This window comes from Pandoraea thiooxydans, from assembly GCF_001931675.1.
GTDB classification, from domain to species: Bacteria; Pseudomonadota; Gammaproteobacteria; order Burkholderiales; family Burkholderiaceae; genus Pandoraea; species Pandoraea thiooxydans.
Genome location: NZ_CP014839.1, coordinates 1609866 through 1626299, shown reverse-complemented (window position 1 = coordinate 1626299; position 16434 = coordinate 1609866). Strand labels below are relative to the sequence as shown.

16 protein-coding genes are annotated in these 16434 nt (G+C 65.3%); 13 read left to right on the top strand and 3 right to left on the bottom strand.

From position 1 onward, the window contains the following. Positions 1–12 precede the first annotated feature (12 nt). The 3 genes from PATSB16_RS07430 to PATSB16_RS07420 all read right to left on the bottom strand — a co-directional run bounded on the left by PATSB16_RS07430 (position 13) and on the right by PATSB16_RS07420 (position 2653). Positions 13–696, bottom strand: a complete 684-nt coding sequence (locus tag PATSB16_RS07430) for a type 1 glutamine amidotransferase domain-containing protein (RefSeq protein WP_047213492.1) — start codon at positions 694–696, stop codon at positions 13–15. Between the two features lie 93 nt (positions 697–789). Then, positions 790–1947: an iron-containing alcohol dehydrogenase gene (locus PATSB16_RS07425; RefSeq protein ID WP_047213490.1), complete on the bottom strand. Its 1158-nt coding sequence runs from the start codon at positions 1945–1947 to the stop codon at positions 790–792. A 103-nt stretch (positions 1948–2050) separates the two neighbouring features. Then, complete coding sequence (locus PATSB16_RS07420; RefSeq protein WP_047213489.1) at positions 2051–2653, bottom strand: TetR/AcrR family transcriptional regulator; 603 nt, start codon at positions 2651–2653, stop codon at positions 2051–2053. Here PATSB16_RS07420 and PATSB16_RS07415 point away from each other — a divergent pair. The 13 genes from PATSB16_RS07415 to cheB all read left to right on the top strand — a co-directional run bounded on the left by PATSB16_RS07415 (position 2652) and on the right by cheB (position 16418). Next, complete coding sequence (locus PATSB16_RS07415) at positions 2652–3830, top strand: GGDEF domain-containing protein (protein ID WP_083566718.1); 1179 nt, start codon at positions 2652–2654, stop codon at positions 3828–3830. The two genes, PATSB16_RS07420 and PATSB16_RS07415, sit on opposite strands and share 2 nt — an antisense overlap. Positions 3831–4047: 217 nt before the next feature. Then, positions 4048–4395 carry a hypothetical protein gene (locus PATSB16_RS07410; RefSeq protein WP_047216360.1) on the top strand — a complete coding sequence of 116 codons (348 nt, stop codon included), beginning with the start codon at positions 4048–4050 and terminating at the stop codon, positions 4393–4395. Positions 4396–4749: 354 nt separating this feature from the next. After that, on the top strand, positions 4750–5148 hold the full coding sequence (locus PATSB16_RS07405; protein WP_047213488.1) for a VOC family protein: 399 nt from the start codon (positions 4750–4752) through the stop codon (positions 5146–5148). A gap of 66 nt (positions 5149–5214) precedes the next feature. Further along, positions 5215–5829, top strand: a complete 615-nt coding sequence (locus PATSB16_RS07400) for a twin-arginine translocation signal domain-containing protein (RefSeq protein WP_052892607.1) — start codon at positions 5215–5217, stop codon at positions 5827–5829. A gap of 24 nt (positions 5830–5853) precedes the next feature. Then, entirely contained in the window at positions 5854–7440 is a 1587-nt protein-coding gene (locus PATSB16_RS07395; protein ID WP_047213486.1) for a GMC family oxidoreductase, read from the top strand. 135 nt (positions 7441–7575) lie between these two features. Next, a complete protein-coding gene (locus tag PATSB16_RS07390; protein WP_047213484.1) occupies positions 7576–8157 on the top strand; it encodes a DJ-1/PfpI family protein in 582 nt (193 codons plus the stop codon). A gap of 72 nt (positions 8158–8229) precedes the next feature. Beyond that, positions 8230–8562: a ribbon-helix-helix domain-containing protein gene (locus PATSB16_RS07385; RefSeq protein WP_047213482.1), complete on the top strand. Its 333-nt coding sequence runs from the start codon at positions 8230–8232 to the stop codon at positions 8560–8562. A 219-nt stretch (positions 8563–8781) separates the two neighbouring features. Beyond that, positions 8782–10455, top strand: coding sequence for a methyl-accepting chemotaxis protein (locus PATSB16_RS07380; RefSeq protein ID WP_047213480.1), 1674 nt, complete (start codon positions 8782–8784; stop codon positions 10453–10455). 32 nt (positions 10456–10487) lie between these two features. Further along, positions 10488–11024, top strand: coding sequence for a chemotaxis protein CheW (locus PATSB16_RS07375; protein ID WP_047213479.1), 537 nt, complete (start codon positions 10488–10490; stop codon positions 11022–11024). A gap of 5 nt (positions 11025–11029) precedes the next feature. Next, a complete protein-coding gene (locus PATSB16_RS07370; RefSeq protein WP_047216358.1) occupies positions 11030–12409 on the top strand; it encodes a CheR family methyltransferase in 1380 nt (459 codons plus the stop codon). Beyond that, positions 12390–13094 (top strand): chemotaxis protein CheW, encoded by a 705-nt coding sequence (locus tag PATSB16_RS07365; protein ID WP_047213478.1) that lies wholly within the window; start codon positions 12390–12392, stop codon positions 13092–13094. Before PATSB16_RS07370 ends, PATSB16_RS07365 begins: the two co-directional genes overlap by 20 nt. Beyond that, entirely contained in the window at positions 13091–15412 is a 2322-nt protein-coding gene (locus PATSB16_RS07360) for a hybrid sensor histidine kinase/response regulator (RefSeq protein ID WP_047213476.1), read from the top strand. The genes PATSB16_RS07365 and PATSB16_RS07360 overlap by 4 nt, the downstream gene beginning before the upstream one ends. 1 nt (position 15413) lies before the next feature. After that, positions 15414–16418: a chemotaxis response regulator protein-glutamate methylesterase gene (gene cheB, locus PATSB16_RS07355; protein ID WP_047213474.1), complete on the top strand. Its 1005-nt coding sequence runs from the start codon at positions 15414–15416 to the stop codon at positions 16416–16418. Positions 16419–16434 lie beyond the last annotated feature (16 nt).

Here is a 16434-nt window from a genome sequence, read left to right as displayed (position 1 = left end):
TTTTTTTGAGCCTCAGGCGCCGCGCAGTTTGTCGAGCAGCGCCTTGGCCGCCGGCTCCGACGAAGCCGGATTCTGACCGGTGATCAGCAGGCCGTCGACCACCACGTGCGGCGCCCAGTCGGCCGCTTTCGAATACTCGCCGCCGTTGGCCGCGAGCATGTCCTCGACCAGGAACGGCACCACGTCGGTGAGCTCCACCGCTGCTTCCTCACTGTTCGAAAATCCCGTGACCTTGCGGCTGTTGACCAGCGGCTCGCCATCTTTCGCCTTGACATGGCGCAGCACGCCAGGGGCATGGCAGACCGCGGCCACCGGCCTGCCGGCGGCAATCATTTGCTCGATCAGCGCGATCGAGTGCCGGTCCTCGGCGAGGTCCCACAGCGGTCCGTGCCCGCCCGGATAGAACACCGCGTCGTAGTCGGCGGCGCGCACTTCGGCGAGCTTGCGGGTGTTGGCCAGGCCGTCCTGCGCGACCGGGTCTGCGGCGAAGCGGCGCGTGGCCTCGGTTTGCGCCGAAGGGTCGCTGCTTTTCGGGTCGAGCGGCGGCTGTCCGCCGTGTGGCGAGGCGAGCGTGAGTTCGGCCCCGGCGTCCTTGAGCGCGTAGTACGGCGCGGCGAATTCTTCCAGCCAGAAGCCGGTTTTCTTGCCGGTGTTGCCCAACTGGTCGTGCGAGGTCAGAACGAAAAGAATCTTCATGAGGCAGGCTCCTTGGATAGGGCTCAGGGTCAGCGGGCGAGGCACGGGCCGGTGCAGGCGGCCTGTGTCCTCGGGTGGGATTCGGTACGTCGCTCAGAGCGCGGCTTCGAGCACGCGGCGGCTCACCTCGAGCGTGACGTCCTGCCGCTCGCCGAGCGCGGTCATGTCATGCGCTTCGAGCTGCGCGATCAGATCGTCGAGCGCGGCGGCATTGATTGCATAGTCCTGTAGCCGGGTCTTCACGTCGAGGCTTTCGAAGAACGCGCGGGTGCGCTCGATGGCCGCATCGATGCGCTCGTCTTCGCTGCCCTGCGTGATGCCCCACACGCGTTGCGCGTATTGCAGCAGTTTGGCGCGCTTGCTGTCGCGGCGCACCTGCAGCATCGGCGGCAACACGATAGCAAGCGTGCGCGCATGGTCGATGTTATACCGGGCGGTGAGTTCATGCCCGATCATGTGCGTGGCCCAGTCATGCGGCACGCCCGCGCCGATCAGCCCGTTGAGCGCGAGCGTGGCGACCCACATCAGGTTGGCACGGACTTCATAGTCGTGCGGTTCGGCCAGCGCGCGCGGGCCGATTTCGATCAGCGTTTGCAGCAGGCCCTCGGCGAAGCGGTCTTGCGCGAGGCCGCCGGCCGGGTAAGTCAGGTATTGCTCGATGATGTGGGTGAAGGCATCGACCACGCCGTTGGCGACCTGGCGCGGCGGCAGCGTGAAGGTCTTGCGCGGGTCGAGGATCGAGAATCGCGGAAAGGTGTGCTGGCTGTGAAACGGCAGCTTGGCATGCGTGGCACGCCGGGTAATCACCGCACCGTTGTTCATCTCGGAGCCGGTGGCCGGCAGGGTCAGCACGCTGCCCAGCGGCAGCGCGCGCGTGACGTTCTCGCCGCGCGCTTCCATGATCTGCCACGGCTCGCCGTCGAACAGCGCCGCGGCGGCGACGAACTTGGTGCCGTCGATCACCGAGCCGCCGCCCACCGCCAGCAGAAAATCGCGCTGCTCGCGGTGCACCTGGCCGACCGCGCGCATCAGCGTTTCGTACGACGGGTTCGGCTCGATCCCGCCGAATTCCGCGAAGTCATGCTTGGCCAGCGCGGCGCGCACCTCGGCCAGCGTGCCGTTTTTCTCGGCGCTGGCGCCGCCATACAGCACCAGCACGCGCGCCCCGCTCGGCAGCAGCTCGCTCAGGCGACCGATGGTGTCTTCGCCAAAGACGATACGGGTAGGGTTGAAGTAGTCGAAGTTCTGCATAAAACGCGCTTCCTATTAGACCAGTCGTCTCGATGGACGAGAAAAAAATGGCGTACCTTTGCTTGCGCGAGCGCCGCGCCAGCAAATGCGCCGGATAAATTCGTCAGGAAGTGGCGTCCAGACCCAGCAATTGCCGGGTGGCGGTCATCGCCACATCGAGCGGGCGGCCGTCGCGCCGGATTTTTTCCAGCAGCGTGGCGCCCAGCCAAAGCTCGTAGAGCGTGGCCGCGGTGGTATGCGGCTCGATACCGGCGTCGAGAGAGCCGTCGCCCTGACCTGCCTCGATGCATCGCGCCAGACGCTCGACGATCTGCGCGGTACCCCGTTCGAGCACGGCGCGCATGGCCTCCGACAGATCGCATACTTCGGCCCCGAGCTTGACCACCAGACATTTGCGATCGGGGGTGTCGCCCGCCTGCATCGCTTGCCAATCGGCCCAGTAGCGCATCAGCCGCTGCGCGCCGGTGCCGGAATCGCGCACCAGCAGTTGGTCGAGGTAGTCGAGATAATCGGCAAAGTAGGCGTTGAGCAGCGCTTCGCCAAAGACTTCCTTCGAACCGAAGTAATGATAGAACGAACCCTTCGGAATGCCGGCAGTGGCGAGAATTTCATTCAGGCCGACACCGGTGAAGCCCTTGCGCAACATGATGGGCTTGGCAGTGTCGAGGATGTGTTGCCGCATTTCGGCGGCGCTGGTAGCGTTCATGGGAGTGCATAATAACGCAGAATTAGACCAGTCGTCTAGCAAGACGCTACCAGCCTCGCCGCTGTTGCGACGATTGGACACCCATCACATTGCGGCCGCCCGAGCGCGCCGGCTTGTGGGACAATCGGCGCAACGCAGCCCGCGACACCAAACGGGCACAATAGACTCAACGGGGATACCAATCACGATGAAAGGGTTCGAATCTCACGGCAGTCGGGCCGATTATCTGGCCCGCGAAGCCCTGACGGCACAGTTACAGGTTCTGCAAACCGGACTGCCGTTGACCGCCTGGGCAGTTTTCCAGCACAAGGGCGGTGACTGGCACGCATTGGCGGTCTCGGGCGAAGTCGGGAATACCGACCTCGCACTACTTGCGCAAACCGTGCTCGACCGCGCCACACCCGGCGACGCCGATGCAGAGCCCTTCGAATTTCGCCCGGCAAATGCCGCGGAACTCGATCTGCTCGGCGCACGGGCCGGTGTGTCGCAAATCTTTCGGGCCATGCTCACGCCCTGTGGCGGCTACAGCCGCGGCGCTTTACTCGGCTGGCTGCATGGCGGCACGCAGTCGCCGACACCCGATAGTCGCATCTTGACTCCGACCCTGGCGAGCATGGTTGGCATCATGCACTTGCATGCCGAGCTCATCACCACCGAACGGCTGGTGCTCGATACTCGCCACGAAGAGCTGCTCGACCCGCTGACCGGCACGCTCAACCGGACCGGCTGGGACCAATACCTGCAACAAATTGAGGCTGGGCTCAAGGCGAGTGACGAAGACGCGATGATCGCCGTGCTCGATGTCGACGACCTCAAAGCAGTCAATGAACGCGACGGCCGAGCCGCAGGCGACGAGATGTTGCGGCGCGCCGCTCAGACCATCCACGCGGTGCTGCGTCGGCGCGATTGCGTGGCCCGGCTGGGCGCCGACGAGTTTGCCATCCTGATGCAGGATATCTCTTCGTCCGAAGCCGAGGCGCTTGCAGCACGCTTGGCAACCGCCCTGAAAGCGGTGGACATCAGTATTTCAGCCGGGCTGGCAATGAAATCCGAAGGCGGCACGCTGAAAAAGGCATTCGCCTTGGCCGACGCGAGCATGTATGCGAACAAGCGCAAGAAAAACGGCATGCCGGCACGCAACGAATCCGATATCGAGGACGATGGGCCGGCGGCGTAATCCAGGGCCGCTCGCCACGATCCAACGTCGGAATTGGACAGCAATCGGCAATTCCTTACAGCTGGTTACAGACGTCACAGGCCCGTAGCACATGCCGACTCGGCGCGCCGCTAAATTGGGTTGAACATATTGCCACGGCGAGTGGTGCATTTACCCAAGCAGTCAAGGAGTTGGCATGAGGAAAGTAAATTACCTGATCGGTGTTGCGCTGGCCGCGATGTCGCTGGCCGCATTCAACGCTCAGGCCCGCGGCGGTGGCATGGGCGGCGGCATGGGCACTGGAGTCGGCGCCGGCATGAGCGCTGGCGTGGGCGGCGGCTCCGTCGGCTTGCAGGCCGGCGGCATGTCGAGCTCGCATATGAGCGGCCACGGCATCGCAAATACGAATGGCTTCTCGGCGTCGGATCGGGATACCGGGATGGCACGCGCGCAAGACCGCAGCAGCACTCACGCCAACCTGGCGGATTCGCGCACCCGCACGCGTTATACGCACACCCGCCACCACACCGCTCGGCGCCACGAGGGCAAGCACGTGGCACATCAATACGGCCACGCGAACAATTAAGCGCAAGCCCGGTCCCCAGATCGAACGACCCGTCCGGCATTCCGGGCGGGTTGTGTCGTTTCAGGCCGACAGGTAACCCCGCCAGCTCGGGCGCTGGCAGCAAGTCTCGCACGCCTGCCATCTCAAGCAGCGACACCGGGATGCTCTCGCGCATGGCATTGCTCGACGCGTCGTTCGCGTTGGCTCCCAATGGCCGCAACGGGCAACGCGGATACAACGTGAGGTCAATGCTCGCCACCCGGTTCAAAGGAATCGGCGCCCCGTGCTACCTCGGGTAATCCCTTAGATCAATTTAGCCAGGCATTACCTTCGCACCGATCGCGATTCCTACAATCGTGTTCAAGGAGGTGCCGAATGGCCAAATTGATTCACACCATGATCCGCGTGCTCGATCTCGATAAGTCGTTGCGCTTTTACGAGACGGCATTCGATCTGCACATCTCGCATAGGCTCGACTTTGCCGACTTCTCGCTGGTTTATTTGCGCAACGAACAGGCCGACAACGAGATCGAGTTGACTTGGAATAAGTCGCGTACGGAACCCTACACACACGGCGACGGCTATGGCCACGTCGCCTTTTGCGTCGACAACGTCGCTCAGGCGCACCAGCGCATGCGGGACCTCGGCTTCAATCCGGCTGACGTTCGCGAGTTTCACGACGGTGCCAGTCAATTGCTGGCGCGATATTTCTTTGTACAGGATCCCGACGGTTACAAGATAGAAGTGCTCGAGCGTCACGGCCATTATCAGTGAGACCGGCCGCAAATCATCGACAGTCATAAAACAGCAGTCCCCCCAACAAAAATTCAGGAGACAAACATGAAACGTGCTGTGATTCCGATCCAGGCGGATGATTGCCGGGGTCCCGTTGAAAGTATCGCCGCCATCCGGCTCACGCGCCGCAGTCTGCTCAAGGGTGCCGGCATTCTGACAGGCACGCTGGCAGTCTCGTCGACACTGGCGATGGTCGCGCCAAGCCGCGTGTGGGCGCTCGAAATGTCGACCTTCGACGCGCATCAGGGCGCGGTCATCCTCGCCTTCACGCGTCACCTCTACCCGCACAAGGGACTCGAAGACGCCGTATATGCGCTGGTCGTCAAGGCGCTCGATCAAAAAGCCAAGGCAGATCCCGCCAACCGGAAGACACTGCTGGCAGGCGTCAAGCGCCTCGACAGCATCGCCGGCACCAACTGGCTCAAGCGCTCCGCGTCGCTGCAGGCGGTCGACGTGGCGTCGATGGAGGGTGACCCGTTCTTCGAACTGGTCAGAAGCACGGCGGTGGTCTCCCTGTACAGCAACACCATGGCCTATGCCCATTTCGGCTACGGCGGGGAAGAAGGCGATGGCGGCTATCTGCACAAAGGGTTCAACGATCTGGCCTGGCTGCCCAATCCTCCCGCCAAAGACAGCGGGCCGATCCCCCAGGATAGCTAAATAGACATATTGCAGGAGACATCGATGGACGCGAACTACAACAAAATCAATTTCTCGCTCGACGATGACCATGTGGTCGTCATCATCGGGTCCGGCGCCGGCGGCGGCACGCTCGCCAATGAGCTTGCCCAGAAAGGCATCGACGTGGTCGTGCTGGAGGCGGGAAAGCTGCACAACCGCGGCGACTTTATCGCCGACGAGTGGCCTGCCTTCCAGCAGCTTTCCTGGCTCGACAAGCGCACCACCTCGGGATCGTGGCGCGTCGCGCGTGACTTTCCCAACCTGCCGGCCTGGATCTGCAAGACGGTGGGCGGCACCACGGTGCACTGGGCGGGTGCGAGCTTGCGTATCCAGCCCCATGAATTCAAGGCGCGCACCACCTACGGCGCACTGCCCGGCGCCAACCTGCTGGACTGGTCGGTCACGCGCGAGGAGCTCGACCCTTATTACGCGCGGGCCGAAAACAAAATGGGCGTCACGCGCACCCATGGCATTCCCGGCCTGCCCGGCAACAATAACTTCAAGGTGATGCATGCCGGCGCCACCAAGCTCGGCTACAAGGAATGTAACACCGGGCATATGGCGATCAACAGCCAGGTTCGCGACGGCCGCAGCCACTGCTTTCAGCGCGGCTTCTGCTTTCAGGGCTGCCGCACCGGCGCCAAGTGGTCGACCCTCTATACCGAAATCCCGCACGCGCAGGCCACCGGCCATATGGAGTTGCGCACGCAAACGCAGGTCGTGCGCATCGAACACGACATGCACGGCAACGCGTCGGCGGTGCTCTATCACGATGCCCAGGGCAAGCTGCAGCGCCAGAAGGCTCGCGTGGTGAGCGTGGCGGGCAATTCGATCGAGTCGCCGCGCCTGCTGCTCAATTCGGAATCGGCACTGTTTCCCAACGGGCTGGCCAATTCGTCGGGCCAGGTCGGACGCAACTACATGCGACACACTACCGCGTCGGTCTATGGCGTGTTCGAGAACAAGGTCGACATGTACAAGGGCACGACGATGGCCGGCATCATCAGCGACGAGGCACGCTTCGATCCGAGCCGCGGTTTCGTGGGCGGCTATCACATGGAAACGATCTCGCTGGGGCTGTCGTTCTATGCAGCCTTCCTGAACCCCGGCGCCTGGGGCACGAACTTCACGCAAGCGATGGACGAATACGCGCATACCGCCGGGATGTGGATCGTCGGCGAGGACATGCCGCGCGAAACCAACCGCATCACCCTGAATTCGGCGGTCAAGGATCAATACGGCATGCCGGTGGCCAATGTGCACTTCGACGACCACCCCAACGACGAGGCCATGCGCGCGCACGGCCTGCGTCAGGGCTCGGCGGTCTACGAGGCCGTCGGCGCCAAGCGTGTCTATCAGGTGCCGCCCTACCCGTCCACCCATAACCTGGGCACCTGCCGGATGAGCGCGCGCGCGGCCGACGGCGTGTGCAACAAGTTCGGCCAGACGCACGACGTGAAGAATCTGTTCATCTCCGACGGCAGTCAGTTCACTACTGGTGCCGCGGAAAACCCGACGCTCACGATTGTCACGCTCGCCATCCGGCAGGCCGAGCACATCGCAGAGCAAATGCGGCAGCGCGTCATCTGATGCGAACTCGGGCAGATGAATAGCAATCCGGCCTGAGCCGGCGCGGTAAGGTCGCAGCCACCGCACGGGGGATTCATGCGATGGCTGCCCGCAACGTGCGCTGCTGCAGACCGCCTTTCATTGGAGATAAACGCCATGGCACAGAAAAGGATATTGATGCTGGTCGGCGATTTTGCCGAGGATTACGAGGTGATGGTCCCGTTCCAGATGCTGCTGATGGTCGGCCACACGGTTCACGCGGTTTGCCCGGGCAAGACGTCCGGGCAAACCATCAAGACAGCAATCCACGACTTCGAGGGCGACCAGACCTACAGCGAAAAACGCGGTCACAACTTCACGCTCAATGCCGATTTCGCTGCGGTGCGCGCACAGGATTACGACGCGCTGGTCATCGCCGGAGGTCGTGCTCCTGAATATCTGCGGCTCAACCCGCAGGTCATCGCCATCGTCAGGCACTTCATGAGCGAGGGCAAGCCGACCGCGGCGGTGTGCCACGGCGCGCAAATCCTGGCCGCCGCCAATGTGCTGGCGGGGCGCAAATGTTCGGCGTATCCTGCCTGTCAACCCGAGGTGGAACTCGCCGGTGGCGTCTATCAGGCGATCGGGCTGGATCAGGCGGCGGTCGACGGCAATCTGGTCACCGCGCCCGCATGGCCGGCCCATCCGCGCTTTATCGCCGAATTTCTGAAAGTACTCGGCACGCAAATCACGCCGTGATCGCGGCGCCATCGTCCACGCCCGGCCGCGCGGGTTCGCGGCGGGTGCGACATTCGAGTTAGGAGACACGCCATGTGCAATGTCTATGTGAAGGCAGATCCGATGCTTTATGAGTCCCGAACACGTTCGCTGCGCGTGCACGGCGTGATCACCACGGTCAGGCTGGAAAATCTCTTCTGGGACGTGCTCCACGACATCGCCGAGCGCGAGAATCTGACCACCAGCCAGTTCGTCGTCAAGCTGTATGACGAACTCACCACGCTGCGCGGCGAAGTGACCAATTTCGCGTCTTTTTTGCGTGTATGCTGCCTGCGGTATCTGGCTTCAAGCGAGCGGGAGCGCACGGCCGCGCCCGAAGCCAAAGGGCAGGCGGCGGCGCCGCTGCGTCAGATCAAAAGTGCCTGATGCACGGCGTGTGAGCCGTCGACGCCGCCGGCTCGGGCCTCGGCGGCGAGACCCCGTGTAGCACCCTGCGCGATGCCGGCGGCGTCGAGCGCGGCCGCCGCGGCTGCGCAATCAACATAAGAACATTCCCGAAATTGCGCGGTTTCTGTACCATTGTTCCACTTTGCCCGGCAGCCGACTTGCCGGGCGAATCCTTTCCTCGCCCAGAGATTGAGAACAATGGCTACTGCGACGACGTCCCTTCCCCCTTCCGCCCCGACCAGCCTCAACAGCGGCGGTTTTTCGCTGGGCAAACGGATTGTGTGCAGTTTTGGGTTGATCCTCCTGCTTATGCTGCTCGCGGCGGAAATTTCCTATCTTCGCCTGCGCACGATCGACGGCGAAGCCGTCAGCCTGCAGCGCGATTCCGTGCCGGGCCTCTACTACGCCACGGCGCTGCGCGCCTCGCTGGGCGAGAGCTACGCGATCCTCGAGCGAGCTGTCTTCGTCGACGGCGACGCCGCCACCACGGCGCACGATCTCGACCGGCTCGATCGAACCCTGCAGCAATTCAACCGCGACTCGGCCGGTTACCAGGTCACCGTGTTCCGGGCCGACGACCGGAGCCGCTTCCAGGCATTCAGGAGCGCCGTGGACACATACCTGGCACTGGTCAAGCACGCCGCCGAGCAGGCCGGGACGTCCAAGGCGGCCGCCCAGGCCGACTTCGCGCGCGTGAGCTCGGCCTGGGACAATGTCGACCACGCCGCGCGCGATTTAGTCACGGAAAATCACGACCAGGCGAACGGTTCGACGCAATTGATCCGGGACTCGGTCAACGGGACCGAAATTTCGCTGGCCATGGCGCTGGGCGTCGTGCTATTTGCCGCGCTGATCACCGGCTACGCGTTGCTCAGATCGATCACCGTGCCAATGGCACGGCTGGTCGAAGTGCTAGACGTGATGCGCACCGGCGATCTCACGCGCCGCCTCAAACTGCGCCGCAAGGATGAATTCGGCATGCTGGAGACCGACTTCAACCGCATGGCCGACGAGTTGACCGCGTTGGTCGCGCAGGCGCAGAAGTCGTCGCTGCAGGTCACGACCTCGGTCACCGAAATCGCCGCCACCTCCAAGGAACAGCAGGCCACCGCCAACGAAACCGCGGCCACCACCACCGAAATCGGTGCGACCTCGCGCGAGATCTTCGCCACCTCGCGCGACTTGCTGCACACCATGAACGAAGTGTCGACTGTGGCGGAGCAGTCGGCGACGCTGGCCGGCGCGAGCCAGAGCGGGCTCACGCGGATGGAGGAAACCATGCGCGGCGTGATGGAGGCAGCCGGTTCGGTCAACGCGAAGCTGGCGGTGCTCAACGAGAAGGCGGTCAACATCAACCAGGTCGTGTCGACCATCACCAAGGTCGCCGATCAGACCAACCTGCTCTCGCTCAATGCCGCCATCGAAGCGGAAAAGGCCGGCGAGTACGGGCGCGGTTTTGCGGTGGTCGCCACCGAGATCCGCCGTCTGGCCGACCAGACCGCGGTGGCCACCTACGACATCGAGCAGACCGTCAAGGAAATCCAATCGGCAGTGTCGGCCGGCGTGATGGGCATGGACAAGTTCTCCGAGGAAGTGCGGCGCGGCATGCGCGACGTGCAGGAAGTCGGCGCTCAGCTCTCGCAGATCATCCACGAGGTGCAGACGCTGGCGCCGCGCTTTCATATGGTGAATGAAGGGATGCAGACCCAGGCCACCAGCGCCGAGCAGATCACCCAGGCCCTGTCGCAATTGTCGGAAGCCGCGCAGCAAACGGCCGAATCGCTGCGCCAGTCCTCGCAGGCAATCGACGATCTGACGCTGGTCGCCAATCAGTTGCGCACCGGCGTATCGCGTTTCAAGATTGGCGCCTGAAACGCGGGATCAGGGCTCACTGGAGCGCACCGATGCTATTTCTCCTGTTCGACCTCGACGGTGAGCGTTATGCGCTCGACGCCACCGAAATCGTCGAAGTCCTGCCGTTGGCGCCGACCAAGGCCATTCCCGGGGCGCCCGCCTGGGTGGCCGGCGTGGTGATGCGCGATGGCATGTCGGTACCGGTGATCGACGTGCCGTGCCTGGCACTCGGGCGCGCCGCCCGTGCGCTGCGCTCGACCCGGCTGGTGCTGGTTCGCTACGACGGCGCGCCGGATCCTCAGGACTGCGCGGCGCATACCGGCGCCACCTCTCGCGTGCTCGGACTGATCGTCGAGCGTGCCACGCAAACGCGGCGCATCGAAGCCGAGCAATTCACTCATAGCGGCATTGACACGCCGCATGCCCGCTGGCTCGGGCCCGTGGCCGACGACACGCTCGGGCCGGTGCAATGGGTCGCTGTGCAGCACATGCTCGACGACCAGGTCAAGGCCTTGCTGTTTCCGCCGCAAGAGCTCACGCAGCAAGCATCCGCCGCCCCCCTCGAATTGCCGGACGGCGATCGATGAATGCAATGTCCCCGACCAGCGCGGCCGACCCATGCTTTGCCGTCTGGCTCCTGCAGAGAACCGGCATCGACGCAGCAACGCTCGGCGCCCATACGCTCGAACGCGCGGTGCTCGAGCGCATACGCGCGAATCATCTGTCCGGTGCCGACAGTGGTGCCGCAGGCGTGCCGGCATCTGCCGTCGAAGCCTATTGGCAATTGCTCCAGGTCTCGCCCGACGAACGTCAGGCACTGGTCGAAGCACTGGTAGTCCCCGAGACCTGGTTCTTCCGTGAACGCGAGGCGTTCGCGGCGCTCGCCCAGCTCGCCTCGGTGCGGCTCGCGCGCGAACCGGGCCAGCCGCTGCGGCTGTTGAGCGCGCCGTGCTCGACCGGCGAGGAGCCGTATTCGATCGCGATGGCGCTGCTCGATGCCGGCATCGACGCGCAACGCTTTACGATCGACGCGCTCGACATCAGCGCGCGCGCGATAGCCCACGCACAGGCGGCGGCATATGGCCGCAACTCCTTCCGCGGCAATGCGCTGGCGTTTCGGGAGCGGCATTTCAGCGCCGCCGCGAACGGCACCTGGCAATTGCACGAGGCGCCACGCCAGGCGGTACGCTTTGCCCAGACCAACCTGTTCGACTTGTCGCCGGTCGAGGCCCGCTATGACTTCATTTTTTGCCGCAACGTGCTGATTTACTTCGACCGCGAGGCGCAGGACCGCGCGATCCGCCTGTTGGGTGCCCAGTTGGCCGAGCATGGCGCCATCTTCGTCGGGCCGGCTGAAACCGGGCTGATGATGCGCCACGCGTTTCACTCTGCGCGCCTGCCGCTGGCTTTCGCCTTCCAGCGCACACGGCCCGGCGAACCGGCGCCGCCCATGCCGGTCCCGCCCAGCCGCGCCCCGCTTCGTGCGCGGCCAGCCCCCGCCCGTCCGCTGCCGGCGGCCGTGCCCACCGTGCCGCGCCCGGCCGTCAGGCCGGCGCCACTGGCCGTGCGCATGCGCCATGCAGCAGAGCCGGAGACCGCTGGCACGGCACCGGCCCCCGCTTCGCTGGACGATGCGCGCCGCGCGGCCGATGCCGGTCAGTTCGATGAAGCCGTTCGCCTGGCCAATGCGTTTGCGAGTACGCAGGGGCCAAGCGCCGAAGTGTTTTACCTGCTCGGCCTGCTGGCCGACGCGCGCGCTCAGCAGGCCGACGCCGCCGGCTACTACCGCAAGGCACTGTATCTCGATCCGGGGCATTACGAAGCACTGACGCATTTGGCTGCCTTGCTCGACGCGCAGGGCGACAACGCCAACGCGCGCCAGTTGATGCGCCGCGCCCAACGGGCCGCAGCGCCGGCCCAGGCGTCCCGTTTGACCGATCTGCGAGGGCCTCATGGTTCGACCCGTCACTGAATCCGTCGCAGTACCGCTGCGCATCGATGATTGCTGGAACCGCATCGGCACGCGCGGCGACGGCTCCTGCCCGAAGCTGGCCGAGCACATGCGCTGCCTGAATTGCCCGGTGTTCGAACAAAATGCCGCCGCCCTGCTCGACCGTCCGCTCGACATGGCCGACAGCGCGCTTGCCGACATCACGACAGCGCGCTCCGGTGCGCCAGAGATGGCCAGTGGTACGCACTCGGCGCTGGTGTTTCGCGTGGCCGACGAATGGCTCGCACTGCCCACCGAGGCGCTGCGCCATATCGACGACGTGCGCCCGATTCATTCGCTGCCGCACCGCCGCAACGGCGCGGTGCTGGGCGTGGTCAATATTCGCGGCACGTTGACGGTGGCCGCCTCGCTGGCCAATCTGTTGCAGATTGAGCGCACGGCCAACGGGCGGACCGAAGCGAGCGCGCCGCGCACCGGTTACACGCGCATGCTGGTGGCCGCGCACCAAGGCGAGTCGGCGGTGTTTCCGGTCGACGAAGTCGACGGCGTAATGCGTTTCCCGGCCACCGCGCCAATGCCCGTGCCGGCCACTCTGGCCCAAGCGACGGCGAGTCACGCCAGCGGCGTGCTCGCCTGGCGCGCCACGACCGTCGGCCTGCTCGCGCCCGGACGCGTTTTCGATACGCTCGCCAGGAGCCTGCGATGAGCACCGACGACGATCTCAGCCGCGGTTCATTGCTGGCGCTGTTTCACGAGGAAGCGCAGACCCAGGCGCGAGCGCTGGCCGATGGCCTGCTGGCACTCGAACACGCGCCATCCGATCCCGCCGCGCTCGAGGCTTGCATGCGTGCCGCGCATTCCCTGAAGGGCGCCGCACGCATCGTCGGCCTGTCGGATGGCGTGGCAATCGCCCACCTGATGGAGGAATGCTTCACCGCCGCGCAGCGCGGCATGCTGACGCTTGAGCCCGCGCATATCGACGAACTGCTGGCCGGCGTCGACCTGCTGCTGCGCGTGGGCCAGATGGAGCCGTCGCGGGCCATCACGCGCGCCGAGATCGATGCGTTCGCGACGCGCCTGGCCGGCGCGGGCTCGCCGTCACCCGCCGGCGCCGACCCCAGCACGTCGGTGACGCCGGCAAGACCCGTCGCGCCGTCCGCAACGCCGGCCCACGACGAGACTGCCGAGGCCGCGTTGCTGCGCACCGCCCACGCGCTGTTGCAGGCAGAAGCGCCGGCGCCGGCAAAACTCGCTCACGAGCCTGCCGAGCCGCGCGCGCCAGGCGTTTCGAACCCAATGCTGCGTGTGCGGGCCGACCACCTCGACAAGCTGCTGAGCCTGGCCGGCGAATCGCTGGTCGAGGCGCGCTGGCTCAAGCCGTTCGCAGAATCGATGCAACGCATCAAGCGGCTACAGCGCGAAGCCGCCCGCACCGTGGACAACTGCTACGACTCGCTGGTGAAATCTCTGGAGACGCCCGCGCTGGCGGTGCTCGATGAGGTGCGCCAGACGTTGGGCCACATGCAGCAACTGCTCGGCGCGCGTATCGACGAGTTGGACGGGTTCGATCGCCGCAGCACGCATCTGGCGCAGCAGTTGTACGACGAAGCGCTGCAATGCCGGATGCGGCCGTTTGGCGACGCAACGCGCGCCTACCCGCGTATCGTGCGCGACCTGGCCCGCTCGCTGGGCAAGTCGGTACGCTTTGTCGTCGTCGGCGAGTCCACGCAGGTCGACCGCGACGTGCTGGACCAACTCGACGCGCCGTTGGGCCACTTGCTGCGCAACGCGCTCGACCACGGCATCGAGACACCCGACGAGCGACGCTCGCTGGGCAAGCCCGCCGAGGCCGTCTTGACGCTCGAGGCGCGCCATAGCGCCGGCAAGTTGCTGATCAGCGTGAGCGACGACGGCGCGGGGATCGATCCAGAGCGTCTGCGCGCAGCCGTCATCGCGCGGCGCCTGGCCGACGAAACCACCGCGGCGCGCCTGTCGCACCAGGAACTGCTGGAATTCCTGCTGCTGCCCGGCTTCACCCTGCGCGAGCAGGTCACCGACTTGTCGGGCCGCGGCGTCGGTCTGGACGCGGTCCATGAAATGGCCAAGGCATTGCGCGGCGCGGTGCGCCTGTTCAACGAGCCAGGGCAAGGCATGCGGGTGGTACTGCAGTTGCCGCTCACGCTGTCGGTGATGCGCGCCCTGCTGGTGCAGATAGGCGGCGAGGCCTATGCATTTCCGTTGGCGCGCGTGCGCCGCACGCTCGAGCTCGACCGCGACGCCATCGATATGCTCGAGGGTCAGCAGCACTTTATGTTCGAGGGCCGCCCGGTGGGCCTGGTCACCGCGCACCAGTTGCTCGGCGCGCAGGCACCGGGCCAGGCGCGGGCCGGCGTCGCGGTAGTCGTCGTCGGCGACGAGCATGGCACCTATGGCGTGGCGGTCGACCGCTTCCTGGGCGAACGCACGCTGGTGCTCCAACCGCTGGATCGGCGCCTGGGAAAAATCAAGGACATCGCCGCCGGTGCACTGATGGAAAATGGCGATGCGGTGCTGATCATCGACGTCGAGGACTTGCTGCGTTCGGTCGAAAAGCTGGTGCGCGGCGGTCAGCTCGACAAAGTACGGCGCACCCAGGACGCCGCCGCGCAACAGCGCAAGCACGTGTTGATCGTCGAGGATTCGCTGACGGTGCGCGAGCTCGAACGCAAGCTGCTGGAAAAACGCGGCTATGCGGTCACGGTCGCAGTCGATGGGATGGATGGATGGAATGCGCTGCGCGGTGCCCATTTCGACCTGGTGGTGACCGACATCGACATGCCGCGCATGGATGGCATCGAGCTGGTGAGCCTCATCAAGCGCGACACCGCGCTCAGAAACGTGCCGGTGATGATCGTCTCGTATAAGGATCGCGACGAGGATCGGCGTCAGGGCCTCGACGCCGGCGCGGATTATTATCTTGCCAAAGGCAGCTTCCATGACGAGGCGCTGCTCGATGCGGTGACCGAACTGATCGGGGAGGCGTAGCATGAAAATCGGAATCGTCAACGACTTGCCGCTGGCGGTCGAGGCCATGCGCCGTGTGCTTGCGCTGCGGCCAGAGCATCGCGTGCTGTGGGTTGCCACCGGCGGCGCCCAGGCGGTCGAGCTGTGCGTCACGCAGCCGCCCGACCTGGTCCTGATGGATTTGGTCATGCCGCATTTCGACGGCGTTGAAGCGACGCGGCGCATCATGGCACGCGCGCCGTGCGCGATTCTGGTCGTAACCAGCAGCGTCGGCGCCAACGCCTGGCGCGTGTATGAGGCAATGGGCGCCGGCGCGCTCGATGCCGTCGATACGCCCACGCTGGTCGACGGCGGTTCGGAGCGCACGGCGCAGCCGCTGCTGACCAAAATCGACCAGATCGGCCGCCTGCTGACGAATCCGCCCGCCCATGGTCAGCGCGCGAGCGCCGCGCCGCAACGCGGGCTGCCACCGCTGGTGGCCATTGGCGCCTCGGCCGGGGGGCCAGCCGCGCTGGCTGCGGTGCTCGGCAAGCTGCCGGCGGACTTCGGCGCCGCTATCGTGATCGTGCAGCATGTCGACCAGGCGTTCGCGCACGGCATGGCCCAGTGGCTGGCCGGCCAGACGCGCCTGAGCGTGCGCACCGCGGCCGAGGGCGACCGGCCCCGGCCGGGCGAGGCGCTATTGGCCGCAACCAACGATCACCTGGTGATGACGCGCTCCGGCACGCTTGACTACGTCAGGGAGCCCGTCGAGACGCCCTACCGGCCGTCGGTCGACGTGTTCTTCCACAGCGTGGTCGAGTACTGGGGCGGCAGCGCGGTTGGCGTGCTGCTTACCGGCATGGGGCGCGACGGCGCCATCGGGCTGAAGGCAATGCGCGTCAAGGGCTATCCGACGATCGCTCAGGACGAGGCCAGCAGCGCCGTCTACGGCATGCCCAAGGCGGCCGCCGCACTTCAGGCGGCGCGTCTGATCTTGCCGCTGGAGAGCATCGCGGATGAACTGATGGCGGTCATCAAGCGGTAAGGTTTGCCAGGAAGAT

What these genes read in the sequence shown, in the direction of transcription:
- PATSB16_RS07430 (WP_047213492.1), bottom strand. Translation starts at nt 696, where the DNA reads ATGAAGATTCTTTTCGTTCTGACCTCGCACGACCAGTTGGGCAACACC.
- PATSB16_RS07400 (WP_052892607.1), top strand. Translation starts at nt 5,215, where the DNA reads ATGAAACGTGCTGTGATTCCGATCCAGGCGGATGATTGCCGGGGTCCC.
- PATSB16_RS07415 (WP_083566718.1), top strand. Translation starts at nt 2,652, where the DNA reads ATGGGAGTGCATAATAACGCAGAATTAGACCAGTCGTCTAGCAAGACG.
- PATSB16_RS07385 (WP_047213482.1), top strand. Translation starts at nt 8,230, where the DNA reads ATGTGCAATGTCTATGTGAAGGCAGATCCGATGCTTTATGAGTCCCGA.
- PATSB16_RS07365 (WP_047213478.1), top strand. Translation starts at nt 12,390, where the DNA reads ATGGTTCGACCCGTCACTGAATCCGTCGCAGTACCGCTGCGCATCGAT.
- PATSB16_RS07360 (WP_047213476.1), top strand. Translation starts at nt 13,091, where the DNA reads ATGAGCACCGACGACGATCTCAGCCGCGGTTCATTGCTGGCGCTGTTT.
- PATSB16_RS07410 (WP_047216360.1), top strand. Translation starts at nt 4,048, where the DNA reads ATGTCGCTGGCCGCATTCAACGCTCAGGCCCGCGGCGGTGGCATGGGC.
- PATSB16_RS07425 (WP_047213490.1), bottom strand. Translation starts at nt 1,947, where the DNA reads ATGCAGAACTTCGACTACTTCAACCCTACCCGTATCGTCTTTGGCGAA.
- cheB (WP_047213474.1), top strand. Translation starts at nt 15,414, where the DNA reads ATGAAAATCGGAATCGTCAACGACTTGCCGCTGGCGGTCGAGGCCATG.
- PATSB16_RS07420 (WP_047213489.1), bottom strand. Translation starts at nt 2,653, where the DNA reads ATGAACGCTACCAGCGCCGCCGAAATGCGGCAACACATCCTCGACACT.
- PATSB16_RS07375 (WP_047213479.1), top strand. Translation starts at nt 10,488, where the DNA reads ATGCTATTTCTCCTGTTCGACCTCGACGGTGAGCGTTATGCGCTCGAC.
- PATSB16_RS07370 (WP_047216358.1), top strand. Translation starts at nt 11,030, where the DNA reads ATGTCCCCGACCAGCGCGGCCGACCCATGCTTTGCCGTCTGGCTCCTG.
- PATSB16_RS07395 (WP_047213486.1), top strand. Translation starts at nt 5,854, where the DNA reads ATGGACGCGAACTACAACAAAATCAATTTCTCGCTCGACGATGACCAT.
- PATSB16_RS07390 (WP_047213484.1), top strand. Translation starts at nt 7,576, where the DNA reads ATGGCACAGAAAAGGATATTGATGCTGGTCGGCGATTTTGCCGAGGAT.
- PATSB16_RS07380 (WP_047213480.1), top strand. Translation starts at nt 8,782, where the DNA reads ATGGCTACTGCGACGACGTCCCTTCCCCCTTCCGCCCCGACCAGCCTC.
- PATSB16_RS07405 (WP_047213488.1), top strand. Translation starts at nt 4,750, where the DNA reads ATGGCCAAATTGATTCACACCATGATCCGCGTGCTCGATCTCGATAAG.